Raw genomic sequence first — 21,850 nt, 5'->3', positions numbered from 1 at the left:
CGTCAAGGGGATCGGCCCCGACACGGAGGACGGAGAGGGGATCGGGATGCCCGAGCAGGGGGCGGCGGCCGCGCGCCGGGTCCCGCTGAGCAGGGACCGCGTGCTGCGCACCGCCGTGGCGCTCGCCGACGGCGCCGGCATCGACTCGCTCAGCATGCGCCGACTCGCCCAGGAGCTGGGCGTCGTGCCGATGGCGCTCTACAAGCACGTGGCCAACAAGGACGAGCTGCTGGACGGCATGGTGGACGCCGTCGTGGGCGAGGTCGACCCCCCGCTCGCCGGGGCCGGCTGGCGCGAGGCCGTCCGGCAGCGCGTCCTCTCGGCCCGCGCGGTGCTGCTCCGCCACCCCTGGGCGCCGCATGTCATCGAATCGCGCCCCGGTCCGACGCCCGCCGTCCTCGGCTACCTCGACTCGATGGCCGGCCTGTTCCGGGGCGGCGGCCTCTCCGCCGACCTGACGCACCACGTGATGCACGCCATGGGCAGTCGGCTCCTCGGGTTCAGCCAGGAGCTGTTCGAGGCCGCACCGAGCCCCGAACCGGCCGCCGACCCCGCCGCACTGCGCGCCCTGGCCGGCGCCTACCCGCACCTCGCGGAGATCGCCACCGCCGCGGCCCACGACGAGAGTTCGGTCGTCGGCCCCGGCTGTGACGACCGCTTCGAGTTCGAATTCGCCCTGGACCTCCTCCTGGACGGCTTCGAGCAGCTCCACCAGCGGGGCTGGACCTCCGCGGGCGGGCGGTCGTCCTGACGGTGCGACGAGACCTCGGCCCCTCCGCCCCGGTGCCACCCCGACGGCCGTCGCCGGATCCACGTCGCCACGGTCTCCAGCGGCCCACCGGGGCGGTGCGGCACCGGACGTCGGACGGGCCGACTTCCGGCGCGCGGGAAAGGCGGGTCGATCGGTGAAGCTGAGGACGACGGTCCACCGGGTGCGGACCGGCCGCGACGAGCACCGGGTGGTCAGCGCCACGACGGGGGAGGGCCTGGCCGTGCTGTACGACGGCCCCTGGGAGATGCAGCTGTACGCCGACCGCGCGGGTGCACGCGACCTCGCGGCCGCCTGGGCGCTCGCCGCACGCTCCCCGCGCTCGCTGATCCACCTGCCGCTGCGGGCCGATGCCGGCTCCCCGGGACCGGAGGGCCAGGAGGCCGTTCAGCTGGACCTCGTGCTGCTCCACCACAGCCTGGGCTTCCCGCCGTCCCGTTGGAAGGAGGTCCGGGCGCGGCTGGGCAGGGGCGTGCCGCACACCGCGGACATCCCGGAGAGCGACTTCCCGGCCGAGGACGAGATCGACCACGAGCGCCGGCACTTCGCCGGCTGGCGCGACGAACTGCACTTTGCGGGCGCCGCACGGACGTTGTTCCTCACCGGCAGCGCGGAGGCGTTCCGCCGGACGGGGACGCTGGTCCGCTCGCTGGACACCGAGGCGGCGGCCGTGATGGCCCGTTGGCCGAACCGCTCGCACTACTGCGTCACCCTGACCCACGGATCCGGCAGCCGGCCCGGCCGGGCGCCGAAGGGCGTGCCGGGGCAGCTGCACATCGAGTACGTCCAGGAACGGTGACGGCGGCGGCAGCCGATCCCGGCGTCACCCGATCCCGGCCGCGGTGAAGGCCAGCGACAGGGCCAGCGCGCCGAGCCCGCCCGCCGCACCGAACAGCCGCAGCCCACGACGGTCCTCGTGCCCGCGGGCGTACCGCACGGTGGCGGCGGCGAAGGCCAGCCCGCCGGCGACGAACCACGGCCCCCACAGGTACAGGTACCAGCGCGTCAGCCCCGCCAGGCCGGGCTCGACGGAGACCGCCCCGGCCTCGACCAGCACCCCGTGCACGACGAACAGACAGCCGTGCCAGACGAGCAGGACCGTCGCACCACCCCCGCACAACGCCAGGAACCGCCCGGCCCGGACACCGCGCGGCCGGGCCAGCCCGAGGCCGACCACCGCCCCGAACAGCTTGAGGAGGCCGGTGATCCAGAGCACGGCCAGGAACCACGGCACCCGGTCGCGGGCGAGCCTCAGCAGCTCCGGCGCCACCGTCGACTCCGCACCGGCCGTGCCGCCCAGCGCCCAGACGAAGCTGGGCACCGCGAACAGCACCCCCCACACCACGACGGCGTACCCTGCCCACCGGCGAGCCCCCGGGCACACCGTTCCGTTTCCCATGGCAGACTCGGTCAGCATGGCTCCACCGTGCCGGACCACGCGCCGCAGCGACCTCGTCCGCACGAACGAGACCATCCCCCCGGGGAGCTAGCGGCCCGGCGGTCCCTCCCCCCGGCGGCACCCGCCTCGCCTCGCTGCTCCGCGGGGCCCTGCCGAGCCACGACGAAAGACGACAGGCGGTGCTCTCAGGGCACGTCACGATCGATGGTGAACGCCATGACGCTCCCCGGTTGGAGGGGAAACGGCAGCTGGACGAGGCCGGCCAGATTGTTGAACGGCGCGGGGAAGGTGGCCCGGACGCTGGCGCCGTGGGCCGCGCCGAGCGCGCTGATCTCCGACGCGTTGACAGCCAGGCGGGTCGGCCTGATGGCCGGATCGATGGTGATCCGGTACTCGGCGTCGGTGACGTGGCGGAACACCTGGGCCTGGATGCGCACCCGGCGGTCGTTGCCGACGTACTTCCGGGCCGTGATGCTCAACTCGACCAGGTGGCCCACCGTGACCTGGGCGTCGTGCGGTACCGCGAAGTGGTCGATCCTGGCCGTTCCTCCCGCAACGGCCTCATGGGTCGGGGGCCTGCGCTCCAAGTCCCGGTTGTCCACCCGGACCGTTCCGATCGCGAAGATCCCGGGATCGTCCGGGTCGAGGTTGTCGTCGATCATCCAACGCAGCAGGAACTCCGGCCCGGTGAAGCGGTCCAGGCTGGCGTCATCGTTGGAGGAGAGGCACGCGATGCTCACCGCCTTGGGGAGCTTCTCGATCCGGTAGGAGATGCGGAAGCACTGGTAGAGGTAGTCGGGGTGGGCGTCTCCCGGCGGCGGAGGCGTCAGGAGGCAGTCGTAGCGGTACGCGGACAGCGCGGCGGCGAACAGCGGGTCGCGCACCGGTCCGAGGACGTCCTGCATGCCGCGAAGCACTGCGCTGTCCACCTGCTCGGTGGTTTCGCGAACCGTCAGTGATCCGATCGCCAAGGTCACCACCGCCGCTGAGACGAAGGCGCCGCCGATGAGGCTCAGGACGGTTGCCACTACCTGCTGGTGCGTCAGTAGCGACGCGGCCACCACGCATGCCAAGCCGGTGGTCAACGCCAGGATGTTGACCAGTACTAGAATCTTGCGCACTTCTTGTTCCCGTGACGCAGCCATGCGCACCCCCGGCGGACGGCGTCAGTGCGCCGCCGCCTCCGCGACGATTCGAACAATCCGCTCGGAGAACTCCCCGATCTCCTGCGCCGTGCGAACGTTATCTGACTGACCATCAGTGAGAAAGACCATGGCGACGGGTGCGCCTGGAAGGAGGACGATGCCGGCATCGTTGACCACGCCCCGCAGACTGCCCGTCTTGTGCCGGACCGGGACGTCGTCGTCCAGGCGGGACGGGATCCGGTCGTTGCGCAGGTAGTTGACCAGATAGCGGCGGAGTGGTTCCAGGTGCGGAGTCCGGTCGATGTGCTCGACCAGTCGCAACATGTCCTCGGCGGTCGTGGTGTTCGCCCGGCCCAGCGGTCCGAGCTCGGCTTCGGAGAAGCCAGCCGGGAAGAGGGTCGAATTCAACTGCAAGCCCTTGATCGTCGAGTCGATCCGGTCCTGCCCCAGCACCGTCCGCACGTACTCGGCCGCAGGATTGTCACTGGTCACCAGCGCGAACCCGCACAACTCCCGGACGGTGACGGTCGTCTCGGGATCAAGTGCCTGGAGAACACTCGGATACATCGTGCCGGGCAGATCGGCGATCCGGACTCGTGCGTCCAGATCGATCTCGCCACGCCGTCCCGCCTCGAAGAGTGCGACTCCCAGGATCATCTTCGCCAGGCTCGCCGCAGGAAGTACCTGGTCCGCGCGGTGCGCGACGGTGAACTGCGGGTCGTGGAGGGTTTTGACCAGGACGCTACGGACCCCAGGGTCGTTGCCGCCCTCCGCGAACGCCGCGATTTGCGTGGCAATTGCGGCGCGCACTGCATCGGAATCGACCATCGGGCCGTCCCTTCCTCTCCACGACAGGTGACTCGGGCTGACAGTCGTCTACCCGTCTGTCGGGCTCTCACGCAGGGGGCGCACTTCGTCCCCGCCCCGGCTCACCCGGTCGCATGACATTGCGCTGCTTCGCCTGCAAGGGCTGGTAGAAGACCGTCGACACGCGTGACTGCGGAGGATTGGACGTCCTTGCGAGGGAGGGCACGTCATGAACCCCACTGGAAGCCCCGCCGCCGACGCCGGGCTGCTTCGGACGCTGCTGGCACTGCGGCGGTATGTCGCGGCACCGTTGCCGGGCACGGCGTTGCGGGTGTGCGGGTTCGTCCGGCCGGAGGCCGGCCGGGTGCGGGTCTACCTGGTCGGTGGTGCGGCCGACGGGCCCGGTGCGACCGCGGTCGACCTCCCCGTCCGCACGCCTGACGGGAGGTCCCAGCCGCCGTGGTGGTACGTCGGTGCGCTGTGCGAACTCGCCCTTCTGCTGGGCGAGTCCCACCGGCTCCTGCCTGCCGCGCCCACCGATCCGTTCTGTCGACGGGCGGTCGATGCCGTGCCCCTGCTGGCGGCGGGCCTGCTGGCGCAGGAGGTCCGGGCGGATGTGGACGACGCGCTCGATTACGTGATCGCGGACCTGGGCGGCGACCCGCTGTGGCACGGGGCCCGGGCTTCCGTCGCCCCGGACCTCTACACCCTGACCGGCTTCGTGCGGAGGGCCCCGGGTGTCGCCCGCGTCCACTTGGACCACGGCGGCCGTCGCATCGGGGTGGACCTGGCCACCTCGGCCGGCGACGGCCGGCCCTGGGTGCCCGGCTGGTGGGTCTCCGCCAAGCTCACCGCCGTTCTCGGACCGAGGGACGCGGCGACACTGGCGGCCCACCGCGACCGGAGCCGGTCCGCTGCCGATCCCTCCTGCGAGGCGGTCTACGACCTCACCACCTGGGCCTGAGCAGCGCCCAACTCTCAGAGCGCCCGCTCGGCCGTGTCGATGCGGGGCCGGCCCATGGCGCCCGCCCGTCGGCCGATCAGGCGGGGGCGGTGGTTCTCCGGGCGTACATCAGGTTCCCGGTGCCGTAGGCGAGGTGGGCGGTTCCGTCGCTGCCGAACGCCAGGGAGGGCCAGCCGTCGCCGGTCGTCACCGGCAGGCTGTTCCAGGAGTGGTCGGACGCGCGCTCGGCGAGCATGACCTGGCCGTTGTCGAGGTAGGCGATGAAGAGGTTGTCCCCGGGGCCGGCGGCCGCCGCGGGACGCCGGGGGCCCTTGGAGCCGTTGCCCCGGGCGACCAGCTCGATGGCCGGGGCCAACTCGCCGAAGCTCTTGACCCAGGCCTTGACGTAGCCCTCGTGGCGGTCGGCGTACGCCACCAGCATGTGGAAGAAGGTGCCGCGGGCCATGGAGACGCTCTCGACGCCGCGGACGGAGTGGTCGATCACCGTGCTGGTGAACTCCGGGGGCGGCCACGGGGGATCGCCCTCCACCACCGTGGGCTTGACCGACGCCAGCTTGAGCGGCTCGGGGAAGGGGTCGGTGCCGTCGTTGACGCCGACGACGTAGGCGATCGTGAGGGAGTCGCTGCTGTCGTAGGCCAGCGAGACGCCGGTCCTCGTCGCGCTGGGTGACGGGTCGGCCGTACTGAACTGCCACGGGCCGTTGTTGGGCTTCAGCGCGACGACCAGGTGGTCGTCCGGATGGGCGTCGCGGTAGGCGATGGCCGGCATGTCGAACCAGCCGGGGTCGGCCCCCAGGCCCGTTCCCAGGCGCCGGTAGAGCTGCATGGAGACATTGCTGACGCCGTTGAAGAAGATCCCGCCCCCGGTGGGGACCTCCTCGAACGACCAGGTGCCACCGGTTCGGACGGCGTGGACCGCGTGGGTGGTGCGGCCGTCCGTGTAGGCGAGGTGCGGGACGTCGTGGGAATCGATCCCGATGCTGATCCGCGCACCGTCGTCCAGGCCGGCGCCTCCGGTGTCCTCGTGCGTCCACTGGCCGTTCTGCCTGCGCGCGACCATGACGGCGTTGCGGTTCTGCTTCCGGGCGAGGTAGACGACGGCGGGCTCGCCGCTGCCGTCCAGGGTGAGGAAGGACTGTCCGAGCACGTTGCCGGAGTCGTCGGCGGTCTCGATGGTGAACTGACTGGTCACGGCAGTCCTCCCTTGGCGGGTGAACAGGCACGGGCTTCGCCGCGAAGAGGACGGCGTGGCCCTGCCGCAAGGGCCGTTTCCACGCTAGCCCCGCCTGTGGGTGCCCGCACCGCAGGCGGTCCGGCGCCCGCACCGCAGAAGGTCCGGCGTCCGCGCCGACCCGATGCCCCGTCCGCCCGTCGTGGCCGGGGCATCGGCGTTCACCGGCAGGAGGCCCGGAGGCCACCGGTGACGACCGGCCGCACCTTGGTCAGCATCAGGTCGAGGAACCGGTCGGGGCGGCGGAACGACGCGAAGTGGGCGGCGTCCTCGATGAGGGCGAAGTCCTTGACCGGGGCCTGGACGTCGTCGTGGAAGCGCTTCGCGCGGTCGGTCGGGGTGAGGACGTCCTGGTCGCCCTGGAAGACGAAGAACGGCAGGTCGAAGCAGGTGCCGTCGGCCCAGTCGTCGAAGCCTGCGGTGGCGGGGAGGATCTGCTCGGAGAGCTTCATGCCCTTGCCGAGGGTGCCCAGCTCGCCGAGGGTGTGCAGCGGGGAGAGCCAGAGCGACTTCATGACCACGGACTTCATGGTCCGGAAGGTCAGCGGGTCGGTGGTGGCGACGATCTTGGAGTAGGCGCCGTGCTGCTCGGCGGTCCAGGTCCGCGGGTCGGGGCCGATCTCCTCGACGGCGGCGATCTCCTTGCGCTTGCCGGCGGCGTGCAGTCGGGCCAGCAGGGCGAGGTGGTCGGTGGTGTCGCGGCCGGCGTCGTGGATGTTCTGGTCGGTGCCGACGTAGGCGCTGTAGCGGTCGGGGTACTGGCGGGCCAGGCGCAGTCCGAAGGTGCTGCCGAAGGAGTTGGCGACCAGGACGACCTGGTCGACGCCGAGCCGGGTGCGCACATGGTCGGTGACCTCGACGGCGTCCGCGTACATCCGGGCGAAGCTCAGTTCGCCCTGGCCGTCGGCGCCGGAGCGGCCGAGGGTCTTGCCGGTGCCGCGCATGTCCCAGCGGACGACGGTGAAGTGCTTCTCCCAGGCCCGGGTGCGCGGTCCGTAGATCGCGTTGGAGGCGCCGGGCCCGCCGTGGATCTCCAGCATCACCGGGTTGTCGCGGTCCTCGCCGCGGACGGAGATCCACTGCTCGATGCCGCCGATGCGGACGAAGCCCTGCTCGTCGATGCCGTTCGGCGTGTCGATCCGCAGGAGGCGGGCGCCGGCGGCCTGCTTGAGGCGGCGGTGACCCAGGGCGCCGGCGACGGGCGTGGCGACGGCGGCGGAGGCGATGAGAACGGCGGCGATCACGGTTACTCCCCTGAACTGTGTATCGGTTACGCAATTGAGTGTATGTTATACACAGTTCCGAGGGGGCGTCAATCGCCCACCGGGAGCACCGCCCGGACGCCGGGAAGCACCACCAGAACCGCCGAGAAGCACCACCGGAACCACCGAGGAGGACCCGCATGGCCGGGAGCCGGGAGAAGAAGCGCGACCCGAAGGCGAGCCTGGCGCTGCTGTGGGGCGAGCAGGACCAGCCCCGTCGCGGGCCGAAGCCCTCGCTGACCGCCGGGCGCATCGTCGACGGTGCCGTCCGGATCGCCGACGCGGAGGGCCTGGACGCGGTCTCCATGCAGCGGGTCGCCGCCGAACTCGGCGTCACCACCATGGCGTTGTACCGGTACTTCCCCGGCAAGGCCGAGCTGGTCGACCTGATGGTCGACTCCGCCCTCGGCGCGCCCCCCGAGGCCATCGGCCACCAGGACGGCTGGCGCCCCCGGATGACCGAATGGGCCCGCCAGTGCTGGGCGCTGTACCGCCGCCACCCCTGGATCCTGGCGGCCACCGGCATGCGCCGGCAGCTCATGGGGCCCAACCAGCTCGCCTGGATGGACGCCGCGTTGGCCGCCCTGGCCCCCACCGGACTCTCCGCGGTGCAGCGGCACGACACCGTGCTGCTGATCATCGGCCACATCCGCAACCTCGCCCAGCAGCTCGCCGACGCGGACGAGGAGGGCGGCGAGGAGTGGAACCGGCTCGCCGGAGAGGTCCTGGAGCGCCACGGGCACCGGTTCCCCGCGCTCAGCGCCACCCTCGCCGCCGGGGGCTTCGCGCCCCAGGGCGGCGACCCGCTCGACTTCGGCCTGGAGCGCATCCTGGACGGGGTCACCCCGCTGGCCGACCGGGGCTGAAGCCGGCCGCAGAGCGAGGGCCCCTGGAAACCGAGGCGGTTTCCAGGGGCCCTCGTCGTTCGGCGGCGGCGCGTCAGGAGCGCGCCTCCGCCTGCTCCTGGAGGAGGCCGGCGATCCGGTTCAGGTCGTTGACGACGTCGAAGAAGGTGTTGATGTCCTGCGTCGAGGCGCCGTTCACGGCCAGGTAGAAGGTGTGCAGCCGGCCGTGGCCCGCGTCGAGGTAGCCGCCGAGCGTCTCGGCGCCGATGGCGAGCCGCTGGTTGACGGCGTCGAAGCCGGCCACGGTGCCGGGTTTGGCCCACACCTTGCCCTTGCCCGGGCAGGTGGGGCAGCCCGCGCAGGCGAAGGCCAGTGAGCCGTCCACCCCGAGGATCGGCAGCGCCTCCCGGAAGCGGGTCGCCTCGGGCGTCCCCTGCCAGTAGTGCAGGATCTCGTTCTCCACATCGGGCGTGACCCGGTCCACCGGGTTGCCGCCGCGCCCGTCGAGCAGCTGCACCTTGGTCGGGTCGATCCCGGCCTGGATCAGGAAGTCCCTGAGGACGGCGAAGCCGTCCTCGCACTGGTGGCTGCCGGTCGTGACGGCCATCAGGCAGATCCCGAGGTTGGCCCCGAGGTTGTGGCTGACCTTCAGGATCAGCCGCGCGTACTCGGCGTAGACGGGGGAGACGTACGCGGCGACGCGCTGCGTGCCGTCGTAGGAGTCCGGAAGCAGGCCGACCGGGTTCGGTCCGGTCGGCGGGGCGGTGACGGTGACGCCGGCCCGGGCGAGCGCCTCGATCAGCGCGGTGCGCCCGAAGGCGTTCGGGTCCTGGACCTGGGAGACCCGCAGCGTCGGCTGGGCGTCGGCCGCAATGGTGCCCGACAGGGTGATGTGGGTGCCGTCCGGCGAGGCGGAGACGTCGATGCTGGTCGTACCGCCCGCCGCGACCGTCTGCACCGTCGACTCCACCTGGTACGGCGCGACCTGCGGCCGCCAGCTGAGCTGCGCCGGCTGACCGGGGGTGGTGGCGGTGGTCAGCAGGTCGATGAGGTTGTCGTTGATGATCAGAGGGGTCGGGGTCGGGTCCAGTCCGGCGTCGGGCGCGAAGAGCCGGGGGTCGACCGCGACGTCCCCGTGGACCTCGGTGATGCCCGACGCGCGCACCTGGCCGGCGATCCCGTCCAGCCCGGCGAGCGGGTTCTCGGGTGTGAGCGTGGCGCCGGGGAGGTCGTTGGCGTAGGTGTGGTCGATCGGGGTGAAGTCGACGGAGCCGTCCGGCTTGGTCCGGCCGCCCATGGTGAGGTCGCCCTGCGCGACCAGGGCCAGCGTGCCGTCCAGCACCGACCCGCTGCGGCTGCCGACGGCCTGCACGGGGGTGGTGAACCGGTGCTCCCCGCCGAGCGCGTGCCAGGTGCCCGAGACGCTGACCAGCTTGGCCGTCGAACCGGGGATGAAGAACTGGTTCGGGTACTGGGAGTGGATCACCTCCCCGGTCGTGTCGTCGATCTCCAGCAGCCCCCACTGCGCGTGCTCGTAGGCCGGCTTGTCCATGATCGCCAGGATGTCGGGGCTCAGCCCGTCCTGGTGCCGCGGCGCCGCCCCCGCCGTTCCGACGGGCACGACGGTGGCCGCCGTCGCGGTGACGACGGCGGCCACGGCACGCCAACCTCGCGCAAGCGCTCTCGATCTCATGGACCCACCTCTTCCGGGCGGACAGCGGCCGCCCTGACGACTGCTCGGCCCAGAAGCGATACCGCCCGGCCCGCGCGCCCAGACCGCCCGCGCGGGCCCTTCACCCGGTTGCCGCCGTGTGTGGGGCCATGCGGCGGGAGGCGTAGGGCTTACGAGGCGGCGACCGTCACCACGGCCTCGTGCCGCACCGGGAAGTTCACCGAGGCGGCGATGAAGCACGCCCGGTGCGCGTCGTCGTGCAGGGCGAGCGCCTTCTCCGTCATCTCCTCCGAGGCGACCTCGATCCGGGGCCGCAGCACCGCCTCGGTGAAGTGCCCTCCGCCCGCCGTCTCCTCCATGGTGCCGAGCGGGCGGTCCACGTAGGACGTCACCACGACGCCGTTCACCGCGCACTGGTGCAGGTACGACAGCATGTGGCACTGGGAGAGTGCGGCGAGTTGGAGCTGCTCGGGGTTCCAGCGGGCCGGGTCGCCGCGGAAGGCGGGGTCGGACGAGCCCGGGATGGTCGGGAGTCCCTCGCCGGCCACCTCGTGGGAGCGCTCGTACGAGCGGTAGTCGCTGGTGCCGGTGCCCCGGTTGCCGGTCCAGGTGATCTCGGCGGTGTACGTGTGCAGCCTGGCCATTGGAGTGTGCCTCTCCGCTCGGGGGTACTGGTGGCCAGTCAACCGCACGTCCGCCAGGGCCGGTTCGGCGGGTCGCCGCGCCGGCGCCCGCGCCCGGAGGCGTCCTCCTGGCGTGGGCCCGGGTCCGCCGGCGCGGGCCCGGGTCCGCGGGCCTCACTCGATGGTCACGTCCACCTGCATCTGGTCCGCCCCCGCCGTACCGGCGATGTCGAGGGTGATGCCGGTCCAGGTGCCGTCCGCCTCGTTGAGCGGCGGGACGGTGTGCTGTCCGATGCTGCTGTTGCCGAGCGCCGGGTAGAGGTCGGTCCGGTCGCCGCGGTTGCCGGTGCCGAAGATCTTCGCGAGGTCGCGCCGTCCGTCGGCCTGCATCAGCTCGATGGCGAGGTGGTGTTCGTCGTTGACGTTGTCGATGGCCTCGTCCACCACGTAGGCGGCGATGCCCTCGTCGGGCAGGAAGCTGTCCTGGCCGCGCTTGCGGCGGTACTCGACGATGACGTACTGGCTCTCCTTCATCCGCTGGGGGTTGCGGACGAACAGCAGGTCGCCGCCCTCGGCGACGGGCCGCAGCACGATGCCGTGGGTGGTGCCGGCGACCTCCTGGGGGACGGTCCAGCCGTGGAACATCCGGAGCATGCCGTTCGGGAAGGCCGGGGTGATCCCGTCGTTGCCCCAGGACCCGGCCGCCATCAGGCAGTAGTTGCCGAGGCCGTTGGAGGTGGTCGCCTGGATGGAGCCGGTGTCGTAGAAGTCGGCCCAGCGGGCGGCCAGGTGGCCCCACTCGTGGGCGCAGACGCCGACCGCGCAGTCCTCGGGGACGGTCAGGAAGGTCTGGACCCGCAGGTTGGGCGCGACCTCGACGCCGTGCACGTCGGGCGGGTTCCACTTGAGGCTCCAGATGTCGCCCGGCTGCCCGGTCTGTTCGGCGCCGGCGCCCGCGTGGACGATGAACAGCGCGGTGACGAGGTGCTCGCCGAGCGCGTCGAAGCCGGCGGTGAAGTCGATGCCCTCGTCGTGGGCGAGTGCCAGGGCGTCGGCTGCCAGGCCCTGCGAGTTGCGGGGCGGGTTGCCCATGCCGGACTGGTCGTCGGCGTAGAAGGAGAGCGGGTGCGGCAGCCGGAGCCAGCCGTGCACCTCGCCCTGGACGTCGATGCCGCCGGCGGCCGGATTGGCCGGGTCGAAGCCGCTCACCCGGTGGTAGAAGTCGCGCATCGAGCCGGTGGCGAAGGTGTCGGCGCTGAACAGCATCTGCTCGTAGTGGCCGACGGTGTGGTCGGGGCTGTGCGGGAGGTCGGGGAAGTCGACCAGCAGGACGAGGGTGCGGATCTCGCCCCTCAGCTGCTTGGCCGGACGGGTGATCAGCTGGGCCCCGGTGCTGGGGCCGGGACGGACGGCGCCGTCGTCGAGGCCGATGACGTTCTCGCCGCGCCGCCGGGAGCGCCAGACGTAGTAGTACTGCTCGAACGTGACGTCCGCCGGCAGCCGCCGGTTCTCGACGAGGTCCTGGTAGCGGGCGCGGAGTTGGGCGAAGGCCTTGGGTGACATCGGCACCGGGCAGGGATGGCGGTCGTCGTGGGGACGGTGATGCAGCGGGGTTAAGGTGTGACGCATCGTGACGGCTCCTTCGAGCCAGCCCACTCCCGGGGGCGCCGTCGGCGGCCCCGTCGGGTGGGCGGTCGCCGGCAATCGGTCGGCTCGCCAAGGGGCGGTCGGGTCTGGCCGGGGCCGGTTGCGAAATGGGCGATATGCGGTTATCAGTCCCTATTCTGACGCTCCGGACGGGGAAAGCACCAGACCCGAAGGCCCGTCGGTTCCGCTCAGCCCGCCCGGTGCGCCGCGGCCGCCGCCGCGAACGAAGCGGCGAGCTGCGGGGATCCCGCCCAGTGCAGGTGCAGATACGAAGCGTGAACGTTGCCGAGAGTGCCGCTGGCGAAACCCTCGGTGTGCGGTCCGGCCGGAAGCCGCCAGCCCCAGGCGGGCCGCTCGCCCGCCGCCGGCTCGCAGGCCGTGCGGTGGAACTCGTGCCCGCGCAGCCGGGTGCCGGCCGGCGCCAGCGGCGAGTCGTGCAGTGCCACGGCCTCGCGGTACCCGAGGGTCAGCCGCTCGGTCATCCGGGCCGACGTGTCCAGTACGCCGCACATCGGCAGGCCGTCCAACTCCCGCCCGAGGTAGAGCAGTCCGGCGCACTCGGCGGCGATCGGCGCGCCCGACGCGGCGAACGCGGCGATCGCCGTGCGCAGTTGCGCGTTCGCGCTCAGTTCCCGGACGTACAGCTCGGGGAAGCCGCCGCCGATCACCAGGCCGGCCGTGCCCGCGGGCAGCCCGTCGGCGTGCAGCGGGTCGAACGGGACCACCTCGGCGCCGGCCGCGGTGAGCAGCTCGGCGTTCTCGGCGTACGAGAACGAGAACGCGGCGCCGCCAGCCACCGCGATCCGGGGCGCGCCGGGGACCGGGGCGACCTCGGCGGCCGCGTCCCAGGGCGTGGCGTCCAGCGGGGGAGCGGTCCGGGCCAGCGCCAGCACCGCGTCCAGGTCCACCGAGGCGGCGACCAGCGCACCCATGTCGGCCACGGCCTTCAGGGCCTCCGCCGAGCGCTCCACGGCCGGGATCAGGCCGAGGTGGCGGGACGGCGTGGCGACCGCCGCCGAGCGCCGCACCGCGCCCAGCACCGGCACGCCGGAGCCCTCCTCCAGCGCCTCGCGGAGCAGCAGCTCGTGCCGGTCGGAGGCGACCCGGTTGAGGATCACCCCGGCCAGCCGGACCTCCGGGTCCCAGGAGGCGAAGCCGTGCACCAGCGCGGCCACCGAGCGGGACTGCGAGGAGGCGTCCACCACCAGCACCACCGGTGCCCGCAGCAGCTTGGCCACGTGCGCGGTGGACGCCAGCTCCCCGCGCCCCGAGGCGCCGTCGAACAGCCCCATCACGCCCTCGACCACCGCCACGTCCGCCCCGGCCGCGCCGTGCAGGAAGAGCGGCGCGATCCGCTCCGGCCCGCACATGAAGGCGTCCAGGTTGCGGCCTGGACGGCCGGCGGCCAGCGCGTGGTAGCCCGGGTCGATGTAGTCCGGGCCGACCTTGTGCGGGGAGACCGCCAGCCCGCGCGCGGCGAGCGCGGCGATCAGGCCGGTGGCGACGGTGGTCTTGCCGGAGCCGGAGGACGGCGCGGCGACGACGAGGCGGGGGATGTTCACGTTCTCCAGGCTTCCCGGACTACCACTCGATACCGCGCTGGCCCTTGCGGCCGGCGTCCATGGGGTGCTTGACCTTGGTCATCTCGGTGACCAGGTCGGCGAAGCCGGTCAGCGCCTCGGGCGCGTACCGGCCGGTGATGACGACGTGCTGGCTGCCCGGCCGGTCCTTCAGCACGGACACCACCTCGTCCGGGTCGACCCAGCCCCAGTGCATCGGGTAGGTGAACTCGTCCAGCACGTAGAAGCGGTAGGTCTCGGCGGCGAGGTCACGCTTGACCTGCTCCCAGCCCTCCTTGGCCGCCGCCTCGCTGTCCATCTCCATCTCGGAGGAGCGCTGGATCCAGGACCAGCCGGAGCCCATCTTGTGCCAGGCGACGGTGCCGCCCTCGCCGGAGGCGCCGAGCACGCGCAGCGCGTTCTCCTCGCCGACCTTCCACTTGGCGGACTTCACGAACTGGAACACCCCGACCGGCCAGCCCTGGTTCCAGGCCCGCAGCGCCATGCCGAACGCGGCGGTGGACTTGCCCTTGCCGGGGCCGGTGTGCACGGCCGTGATCGGCAGCGTGCGGCGCTGACGGGTTGTCAGGCCATCCTCGGGAACGCTCTCGGGAACACCCTTGGGCATGGGATCAGGCCGCCTTTCGGATCGCACGGTTGGGACGGTTCTCGCGGACGAGCGAGGCCACGCCCTCGGCGCGCAGCTCGTCCAGGGTCACGGCGGGGGCGCCGAGTTGCGCCGCCAGCGTACGGGCCAGGCCGAGCCGGACCGGCCCGGCCTCGCAGTCCAGCACCACGCCCGCCACGCCCTGGGCGGCCAGCAGCCCGGCGGCCCGCTGCGACTGCGCGACGGCGTCGCGGCTGCCGGTGGCCCGGCCGTCGGTCACCACGACCAGCAGCGGGCGGCGGTGCGGGTCCCGCATCCGCTCGACCCGCAGCACCTCGTGCGCCCGCAGCAGCCCGGCCGCCAGCGGGGTCCGGCCGCCGGTGGGCAGCGACTCCAGCCGGGCCGCGCCGACCTCGACGGACGAGGTGGGCGGCAGCGCCAGCTCGGCGGAGGCGCCGCGGAAGGTGATCATGCCGATCTTGTCGCGGCGCTGGTAGGCGTCCATCAGCAGCGAGAGCACCGCGCCCTTGACGGCGGTCATCCGCTGCCGGGCCGCCATCGAGCCGGAGGCGTCCACCACGAAGAGCACCAGGTTGGACTCCCGGCCCTGGCGGACCTGCTCGCGGAAGTCGTCCTTGTGCAGCAGCAGCGCCCGGGACGCCCGGCCGCGCGCCACCTGGTGCGGCGCGGCGGCCTGCAGGGTGGCGCTCAGGTGCAGATGCGCCAGCCGGCCCTGCGGGCGGCGGGCGCGGATGGCGTGGCCGCCGTCGGTCTCGGCGGGGGAGCGGCGCCCCTGGGCACCCTTCCCGGTGCCGTCCACCTTGAACAGCCTGGTCCGGTACGGCTCGCCGGCCGCCACCGGGGCGGACTCCCGTGCGGGGGCCGGGTGCTGGGCCGGTACCGGCTGCTGCCCGGGGGCGTCGGGGGCGTCCGAGGGGGCGTCGGCGCCCGCGGGGGCCTCCGGTCCGGCGGGCTCGGGCGCGCCGCCGCCACCGCCGTTGTCGGGGCCGCCGCCGTCGGGGCCCGGGCCGTCGTCCTCGGGGCCGTCGCCCTCCGGCTCCCCGGGCCGCGGGTCCTCGCCCTCCGGCTCCCCGGGCTGCGGCTCCTCCGGCTGGGCGTGCTCCTCCAGCGTCCGCTCCAGCTGCTCCTCGTCCAGCCCCGGCGCGTCGAAGGGGTTGCGACGGCGGCGGTGCGGCAGTGCCAGCCGGGCGGCCTGGCGGACGTCCTCCTCCAGCACCTCGGTGCGGCCCGCCCAGGCGGCCAGGGCGACGGCGGTGCGCGCCATCACGATGTCCGCGCGCAGTCCGTCCACCTCGAACGCCGCGCAGACGGCGGTGATCTGACGGAGTGCCACATCGGTGAGCCCGACCTTCGGCAGCAGCTCGCGGGCGGCGGTGATCCGCAGCGCGAGCTCCCGCTCGTCCTCGGCGAACCGCGCGGCGAAGCCGGCCGGGTCGGCGTCGTACGCCAGCCGGCGGCGGACCACCTCGGCGCGCTCCGCCGGGTCGCGGGTGGCGGCGATCTCGACGGTCAGGCCGAACCGGTCGAGCAGCTGCGGCCGCAGCTCGCCCTCCTCCGGGTTCATCGTGCCGACCAGCAGGAACCTCGCCGCGTGCCGCACCGAGACGCCCTCGCGCTCGACGTAGGAGCGGCCCATCGCGGCGGCGTCCAGCAGCAGGTCCACCACGTGGTCCTGGAGCAGGTTGACCTCGTCGATGTAGAGCACGCCGCGGTGCGCCTGGGCCAGCAGCCCCGGCTCGTACGCCTTGACGCCCTCGGCGAGCGCCCGCTCCAGGTCGAGTGAGCCGACGATCCGGTCCTCGGAGACGCCGACCGGCAACTCGACCAGCCGGGCCGGGCGTTCGGACGAGGCGCCGCCCGCGTGCGGGCCGTCCGGGCAGTGCGGGTCCGGCGCGGCCGGGTCGCAGGCGAAGCGGCAGCCGTCGACGGTGGCGATGGACGGCAGCAGGCCGGCCAGCGCGCGCACCATGGTCGACTTGGCGGTGCCCTTCTCGCCGCGCACCAGCACGCCGCCGACGGCCGGGGAGACCGCGTTGAGCAGCAGCCCGAGCCGCAGGTCGGCCATGCCGACGATCGCGGTGAAGGGGTAGCGGACGTCACTCATGATTCTCCAAGGGGGCCCCGGGCGGCAGGAACGGCAGCGAACCCGCGGCCGGCACCCCGCCCTCGATCAGCTTCCACAGCGCGTCGGTGTCCGCGTGCTCCTCGATCAGGTCGCCCAGCCGGTCGAGCCGGGCCTCGCGCGCCTCGGCGAACGAGACGTCCGGCGCGGGCGTGAACGCCCGGCCCGACAACCCGGCCACCTCGCGCAGCAGTTCGCGCCGGAACCCGTCGTTCTCCAGCGCGCCGTGCCAGGTCGTCCCCCAGACCGAACCCACCCGGCAGCCGTCCAGGAAGGCCTCTCCGCCCTCCACCGCGACGATCCCGTGGTGGATCTCGTACCCCTCGACCCGCTGCCCGTACGCCTCGCCGACCGGCCGGCCGAGCACCTTCTCCGCGCCGAACCGGACGTGCGTGGGCAGCAGCCCGAGGCCGTCGACGGCGCCGGCCTTCGACTCGACCTCGTCCACGATCTCCCGCGCCAGCATCTGGTAGCCGCCGCAGACCCCGAGGACGGGCAGCCCCGCCGCCGCCCGCGCCTTGAGCGCCGGCTCCAGGCCCCGCTCGCGCAGCCAGGCGAGGTCGGCGACGGTGGCCCGGGTGCCGGGCAGCACGACCAGGTCGGCGTCGGCCAGCTCCTCGGGCCGGGTGGCCCAGCGGACCAGGACGCCCGGCTCCTGGGCCAGCGCGTCCAGGTCGGTGAAGTTGGAGAGCCGGGGGAAGCGCACCACGGCCACCCGCAGCACGTCCGCGCCGAGCGGCCCGCGCCCGGCGGTCCGGTCGACCACGGTCGACAGGTCGAGCGAGTCCTCGGCGTCCAGCCAGAGGTCCGGCAGCATCGGCAGGGTGCCCAGCACCGGGCGGCCGGTCAGCTCGCGCAGCATCTCCAGGCCGGGCGCGAGCAGCCGCGCGTCGCCCCGGAACTTGTTGACGAACCAGCCGGCCACGTGCCGCTGGTCCTCCGCCGAGAGCAGCGCCAGCGTCCCGTACATCGCCGCGAACACCCCGCCGCGGTCGATGTCGCCGACCACCACGACGGGCAGTCCGGCGGCGGTCGCCAGGCCCATGTTGGCGATGTCGCGGTCGCGCAGGTTGATCTCGGCGGGCGAGCCGGCGCCCTCGCAGACCACCACGTCGTAGCGGCTGCGCAGGTCGGCCAGGCACTCCAGGGCGCGCTCCAGCAGGACGGGCTTGCGCTCGCGGTAGTCCAGCGCGCCGACCTCGGCGACGGGCCGGCCGAGCAGCACCACCTGGCTGCGGCCGTCCGCGCCCGGCTTGAGCAGCACCGGGTTCATCGCCGCCTCGGGTTCCACCTTGGCGGCCTGGGCCTGCATCGCCTGGGCACGGCCGATCTCGGCGCCGTCGGCGGTGACGAAGGAGTTCAGCGACATGTTCTGCGCCTTGAACGGCGCGACGCCGACGCCCTGCCGGGCCAGCCAGCGGCAGATGCCCGCGGTGACCACGCTCTTGCCCGCGTCCGAGGTCGTTCCGGCGACCAGCAGTGCGTTGCTCATGCCTTTCCCCTCCTGAGGGCCGCCCGGAGCAGCAGGTGCCCGGCGACCGTCGTACCCAGCGCCAGCGCGCCCACCCTCCGGGACAGCACACAGGCCCGCTCGATGTCGTCCACCCCGACCGGCCGCAGCTCCCCGCCCAGCACCGGCCGGTGCTCGACCCTCCCCCGGCCTTCGGCCGGGGGGACCGCCGTCCCCGGGGAGGCCCCGTCCCCGTACCGCAGGGTGCCGCCGAGCCGGACGCCGACCGCGCCGGCGAAGGCCGACTCGGCCTGGCCCGCGTTGGGGCTCGGGTGCGCGGAGCCGTCCCGCCGCCAGACCCGCCAGGCGGTCCGGGGCTCGGGCGCGGCGGCCACCGTCAGCAGGGCGGTCAGCCGGGCGCCGGGCCAGCCCGCCACGTCGTCCAGCCGGGCCGAGGCCCAGCCGAACCGGGCGTGCCGCGGCGAGCGGTGGCCGACCATCGCGTCCAGGGTGTTGACGGCCCGGAACGCCAGCAGCCCGGGCGTGCCCGCGACCGTGCCCCAGAACAGCGCGTTGACCACGGCGTCGGCGGTGTTCTCGGCGACCGACTCGACCACCGCGCGGGCGATCTGCTGCTCGTCCAGCGCGCTCGGGTCGCGCCCGCACAGGTGCGGCAGCCGCTCGCGGGCCGCCGTCAGGTCCCCCGCGGCGAGCGAGCGGCCGATGGTCCGGGCCTCGCGGGTCAGCGAGGTGCCGCCGAGCACCGTCCAGGTCGCGGCGGCGGCCAGCGCGGCCCGCCCCGCCGGACGGCGGCCGAGGACGCGCTCGGCGGCCACCGCACCGGTCGTGACGGCGCCCACGCAGAGCGCGGTGTAGGCGGTGCCGGCGGCCCGGTCGTCGCGCCAGAGCCGCTTCTCCAGCCGGCCGGCCGCGCTGCCGAAGACGGCCACCGGGTGGCCGCGGCGCGGGTCGGCGAACCGGGCGTCGGCGAGGTATCCCGCGACGGCGCCCAGCGCGAAGGCCGCGGCGCGGGTCAGCGGGCGCACGGCGGACAGCAGAGAGCTCGGAGGGTCGGGGCAGCCTGCATCGCGTGCGTGTCCTCACTCAGGGTCCGCGCCCTGGATCGACGTACCGGGGGCGAGAGTCTCCTGGCTTCCGGGTCGGACGCACCCCCGGGCCTTCCAGCGGCTTCTGACGGCCCGCCGTGGCTGTTCCGAACGTGCTCCCCGGTGACAGTGGCGGGACCGCGCCGGACTCGCACCGGCTTCCTCTGCATGCCTCCGTATTGGCTGAAGGATCCCATCACGCGGCCGAACCGCGAGTCAACCAAGGTCACGGAGGGGTTGGTCACACGGTCTGCACGGTTCCCGCCCCGATTTCGGCCCCGTCGCTACCTCTGATCATCACCCCCCGCAGGGGCATGACAGCCTGTGCGATCGTCCATCGGCATGTAGACCCCTACAGCGGTGCTTCGTGCGTTCGGCGGCTGGGGCACCGAACCACCAGCCCCTACCGTCGGGTCCCATGCGACGCAGACAGTCCCCCGCCGTCCCTCCGGTGCCCTTCTCACCCGCGGCCGCCCGCGCGCACCGGGCCGGCCTCGGCCTGACCCCCGAACAGGTCGTCGAGGGCATGGCCGCGCACGGGGTCCGGCTGCTGCCCGCCCACGTGCTCGGCTGGGAGAGCGGCGAGCTGCGCCCTGCCGAGGAGGAGTTCATCGCGCTGGCCCGCGCCCTCTGGTGCCCGCCGGTGCAGCTGATGGGGGTCCGCCCGGCCCGGCTGCGGGACTTCCGGGTCGCCCGCGAGCTCGGCCAGGAGAACGCCGCCCGCCGGATCGGCATACCCCTGCACCACTACCAGCGGGCCGAGGCCACCGACCGCTGGGACGGCGACGGGGAGCAGACCCACGCGCTCGCCCAGGTGCTCGGCCTGACGCTGCGCGAGCTGGTCGCGGTGACGGGCCGTCGGGACGAGCTGGACCAGCGGCTGCGGCAGTGCGTGGACGGCCGCTGGCAGGCGCAGGCCCGGGCGATCGGCCGGATCGTGCCGGTGCACGAGCAGGACCTCGCCGCCGTGCTGGCGGTGCTGCAGAACGAGAACCAGGTCTCCTCCCACTGGGGCGCGGGCAGCTGGGGCTCCCCGGCCCCGGCGGCGCGGCACACCGCGGCGCGGCACACCGCGGGGCGGCGCACCGCGGGTCGGGAGCAGCCGCTCGACGAGCGGTTCTGGGAGCTGCTCGGCCGGCGGGACACCGGGATCCCGGTCTGACCGGAGGGCCGCACCCCGAGGTGACGCCGTGCCGGGGTGACGCCGTGCCGAGGTGCCGGGGCGACGCCGTGTCGAGCTGACGCCGGACCGAGGTGACCCCGTCCCGGTGCGGCCGGTGCTCCTCGGCGTGACGGGCGTCCCGGCGTGGCCCGGTGCCGCCCGGTGCGGCCCGGTGTGACCCGGACGGCCGTGTCCGGTGGCCGGCCGCCGTCTCCGCGAGTGGACTGGTGGGCACACTGCCCAGTCCGCGACCTACAGAGCGGGGAGCGATATGCGTTGGGGAACCGCAGCCGTCGTGGCGGCCGCCGTCGTCGGTGCCGGCGCCGGGGCCGCCGTGCTGGTCATCGGCCGGAGGGCGTCCGAGCGGATGGTCCACCCGGTGAAGGCCCAGGACCGACCCACCGGCCCCGTCCTGGTCAAGGCCCTCGCCGCCGGGCGTGTCACCTTCACCCGCAGCCCGGAGAGCACCCGCCCCGGCCGCTGGGCCGTCGAGTGGGGGGACGGCGGGCACGCCGTGGTCGAGGAGGTCCTGCACGAGGACGCGCAGGGCGTCACCCGGCGGCTGGTCCGCGCCGACCGCGGCACCCTGACCTCCGGCACCGTGGTCCGCTTCACCCCCCGTGTCCACACGGGCGACCCGACCACCGCCCTCGGCCTGCCGTTCTCCGAGACCGCCGCCGCGGGCGAGCTGGGCGCCCTCCCCGCCTGGTACCTGGACGGCATGCGCGGCACCTGGGTCGTCCTGGTCCACGGCTCCGGCGCCGACCGGCAGCAGGTCCTCCCGGTGCTCCCGCTGCTGGACCGGCTCGGCCTGCCCGCTCTCGCCGTCACCTACCGCGGCGACGCGGGCGCCCCCTCCTCCCCCGACGGGCTCGGCCACTTCGGCGAGACCGAGTGGCGGGACGTCGAGGCGGCCGTGCGGCTCGCCCTGGACAACGGCGCCGGGAGGGTCATCCTCTACGGCTGGTCGCTCGGCGCCACCATCGCCCTGCAGACCGCCGCCCGGTCCGCCTGGGCCTCCTCGGTCAGCAGCCTGGTCCTGGACTCGCCCGTCCTCGACCTGCCCGCCACCGCCCGCCGGGGCGCCGCCCGCTCCGGCTACCGCGGCACCGCCGCCGAGCTCGGCGCCCTGGCGGTGGAGGGCCGGACCGGCGTCGACCTGGCCGACTTCGCCCGGATCGCGGACGGCACCGACCTGCGGGTGCCCACCCTCGTCCTGCACGGCCCCGACGACCCGGTGGCGCCCTGGCGGGCCGCCGCGCGGCTGGCGGGGCGCCGCTCCGACGTGGTCAGCCTCCAGCCGGTCCCCGGCGGCGACCACGCCGCCCTCTGGAACGCCGACCCCGCCCGCTACGAGGAGCAGCTCCGCCGCTGGCTCACACCGTTCCTCTAGCCCGCCGTTCCTCCAGTCCCAGGCGGCTCTCCGGCCCCTCCCGTGACCACCCGGAGACCGTCCCGC

At 73.9% G+C, this 21,850-nt stretch carries 19 protein-coding genes and 1 riboswitch; of the genes, 6 read left to right on the top strand and 13 right to left on the bottom strand.

The window, feature by feature from the left end; genetic code table 11:
- Positions 1-46 precede the first annotated feature (46 nt).
- Both C2142_RS10935 and C2142_RS10930 read left to right on the top strand, forming a co-directional pair.
- Positions 47-751, top strand: coding sequence for a TetR/AcrR family transcriptional regulator C-terminal domain-containing protein (locus C2142_RS10935; protein WP_148642459.1), 705 nt, complete (start codon positions 47-49; stop codon positions 749-751).
- Positions 752-905: 154 nt separating this feature from the next.
- Complete coding sequence (locus tag C2142_RS10930; RefSeq protein WP_148642458.1) at positions 906-1,568, top strand: hypothetical protein; 663 nt, start codon at positions 906-908, stop codon at positions 1,566-1,568.
- Between the two features lie 24 nt (positions 1,569-1,592).
- Here C2142_RS10930 and C2142_RS10925 read toward each other — a convergent pair whose 3' ends face one another.
- The 3 genes from C2142_RS10925 to C2142_RS10915 all read right to left on the bottom strand — a co-directional run bounded on the left by C2142_RS10925 (position 1,593) and on the right by C2142_RS10915 (position 4,141).
- Positions 1,593-2,114 (bottom strand): DUF3995 domain-containing protein, encoded by a 522-nt coding sequence (locus C2142_RS10925; RefSeq protein WP_241002506.1) that lies wholly within the window; start codon positions 2,112-2,114, stop codon positions 1,593-1,595.
- Between the two features lie 239 nt (positions 2,115-2,353).
- Positions 2,354-3,313: a hypothetical protein gene (locus C2142_RS10920; RefSeq protein ID WP_148642456.1), complete on the bottom strand. Its 960-nt coding sequence runs from the start codon at positions 3,311-3,313 to the stop codon at positions 2,354-2,356.
- 21 nt (positions 3,314-3,334) lie between these two features.
- Complete coding sequence (locus C2142_RS10915) at positions 3,335-4,141, bottom strand: serine hydrolase (protein WP_148642455.1); 807 nt, start codon at positions 4,139-4,141, stop codon at positions 3,335-3,337.
- A gap of 208 nt (positions 4,142-4,349) precedes the next feature.
- Between C2142_RS10915 and C2142_RS10910 the strand changes: the two genes are divergently transcribed.
- Positions 4,350-5,084 (top strand): hypothetical protein, encoded by a 735-nt coding sequence (locus C2142_RS10910; RefSeq protein WP_148642454.1) that lies wholly within the window; start codon positions 4,350-4,352, stop codon positions 5,082-5,084.
- A 76-nt stretch (positions 5,085-5,160) separates the two neighbouring features.
- Here the strand turns inward: C2142_RS10910 and C2142_RS10905 are convergent, their stop codons facing one another.
- Both C2142_RS10905 and C2142_RS10900 read right to left on the bottom strand, forming a co-directional pair.
- Positions 5,161-6,276 (bottom strand): hypothetical protein, encoded by a 1,116-nt coding sequence (locus C2142_RS10905; protein ID WP_148642453.1) that lies wholly within the window; start codon positions 6,274-6,276, stop codon positions 5,161-5,163.
- Between the two features lie 200 nt (positions 6,277-6,476).
- Positions 6,477-7,559, bottom strand: coding sequence for an alpha/beta hydrolase (locus C2142_RS10900; RefSeq protein WP_148642452.1), 1,083 nt, complete (start codon positions 7,557-7,559; stop codon positions 6,477-6,479).
- 158 nt (positions 7,560-7,717) lie between these two features.
- Between C2142_RS10900 and C2142_RS10895 the strand changes: the two genes are divergently transcribed.
- On the top strand, positions 7,718-8,443 hold the full coding sequence (locus C2142_RS10895; protein ID WP_148642451.1) for a TetR/AcrR family transcriptional regulator: 726 nt from the start codon (positions 7,718-7,720) through the stop codon (positions 8,441-8,443).
- A gap of 73 nt (positions 8,444-8,516) precedes the next feature.
- Here the strand turns inward: C2142_RS10895 and C2142_RS10890 are convergent, their stop codons facing one another.
- From C2142_RS10890 to C2142_RS10855, 8 genes are all read right to left on the bottom strand, one after another.
- Positions 8,517-10,079 (bottom strand): D-alanyl-D-alanine carboxypeptidase, encoded by a 1,563-nt coding sequence (locus C2142_RS10890; RefSeq protein ID WP_241002505.1) that lies wholly within the window; start codon positions 10,077-10,079, stop codon positions 8,517-8,519.
- A gap of 185 nt (positions 10,080-10,264) precedes the next feature.
- Complete coding sequence (locus C2142_RS10885; protein ID WP_148642449.1) at positions 10,265-10,738, bottom strand: OsmC family protein; 474 nt, start codon at positions 10,736-10,738, stop codon at positions 10,265-10,267.
- A 153-nt stretch (positions 10,739-10,891) separates the two neighbouring features.
- Entirely contained in the window at positions 10,892-12,346 is a 1,455-nt protein-coding gene (locus tag C2142_RS10880; protein WP_206670979.1) for a M6 family metalloprotease domain-containing protein, read from the bottom strand.
- A 206-nt stretch (positions 12,347-12,552) separates the two neighbouring features.
- A complete protein-coding gene (locus C2142_RS10875; protein WP_148642448.1) occupies positions 12,553-13,926 on the bottom strand; it encodes a cobyrinate a,c-diamide synthase in 1,374 nt (457 codons plus the stop codon).
- A 19-nt stretch (positions 13,927-13,945) separates the two neighbouring features.
- Positions 13,946-14,551, bottom strand: coding sequence for a cob(I)yrinic acid a,c-diamide adenosyltransferase (gene cobO, locus C2142_RS10870; protein WP_148642447.1), 606 nt, complete (start codon positions 14,549-14,551; stop codon positions 13,946-13,948).
- A 4-nt stretch (positions 14,552-14,555) separates the two neighbouring features.
- Positions 14,556-16,655, bottom strand: a complete 2,100-nt coding sequence (locus C2142_RS10865) for a putative cobaltochelatase (protein WP_148642446.1) — start codon at positions 16,653-16,655, stop codon at positions 14,556-14,558.
- Positions 16,648-18,165: a cobyric acid synthase gene (locus tag C2142_RS10860; protein WP_148642445.1), complete on the bottom strand. Its 1,518-nt coding sequence runs from the start codon at positions 18,163-18,165 to the stop codon at positions 16,648-16,650. The genes C2142_RS10865 and C2142_RS10860 overlap by 8 nt, the downstream gene beginning before the upstream one ends.
- Positions 18,162-19,169, bottom strand: a complete 1,008-nt coding sequence (locus C2142_RS10855) for a cobalamin biosynthesis protein (protein WP_241002504.1) — start codon at positions 19,167-19,169, stop codon at positions 18,162-18,164. Before C2142_RS10855 ends, C2142_RS10860 begins: the two co-directional genes overlap by 4 nt.
- 95 nt (positions 19,170-19,264) lie before the next feature.
- A riboswitch (cobalamin riboswitch) is annotated at positions 19,265-19,395 on the bottom strand.
- A gap of 252 nt (positions 19,396-19,647) precedes the next feature.
- Between C2142_RS10855 and C2142_RS10850 the strand changes: the two genes are divergently transcribed.
- Together C2142_RS10850 and C2142_RS10845 are read left to right on the top strand one after the other, a co-directional pair.
- Positions 19,648-20,391, top strand: a complete 744-nt coding sequence (locus C2142_RS10850; RefSeq protein ID WP_148642444.1) for a helix-turn-helix transcriptional regulator — start codon at positions 19,648-19,650, stop codon at positions 20,389-20,391.
- Between the two features lie 271 nt (positions 20,392-20,662).
- A complete protein-coding gene (locus C2142_RS10845) occupies positions 20,663-21,784 on the top strand; it encodes an alpha/beta hydrolase (RefSeq protein WP_148642443.1) in 1,122 nt (373 codons plus the stop codon).
- The last annotated feature ends 66 nt before the right edge of the window (positions 21,785-21,850 follow it).

The sequence above is a fragment of the Streptomyces sp. CB01881 genome (assembly GCF_002953255.1).
GTDB lineage: Bacteria > Actinomycetota > Actinomycetes > Streptomycetales > Streptomycetaceae > Kitasatospora.
The sequence above is the reverse complement of the archived record's forward strand: the minus strand, read 5'-3'. Positions and strand labels throughout refer to the sequence as shown.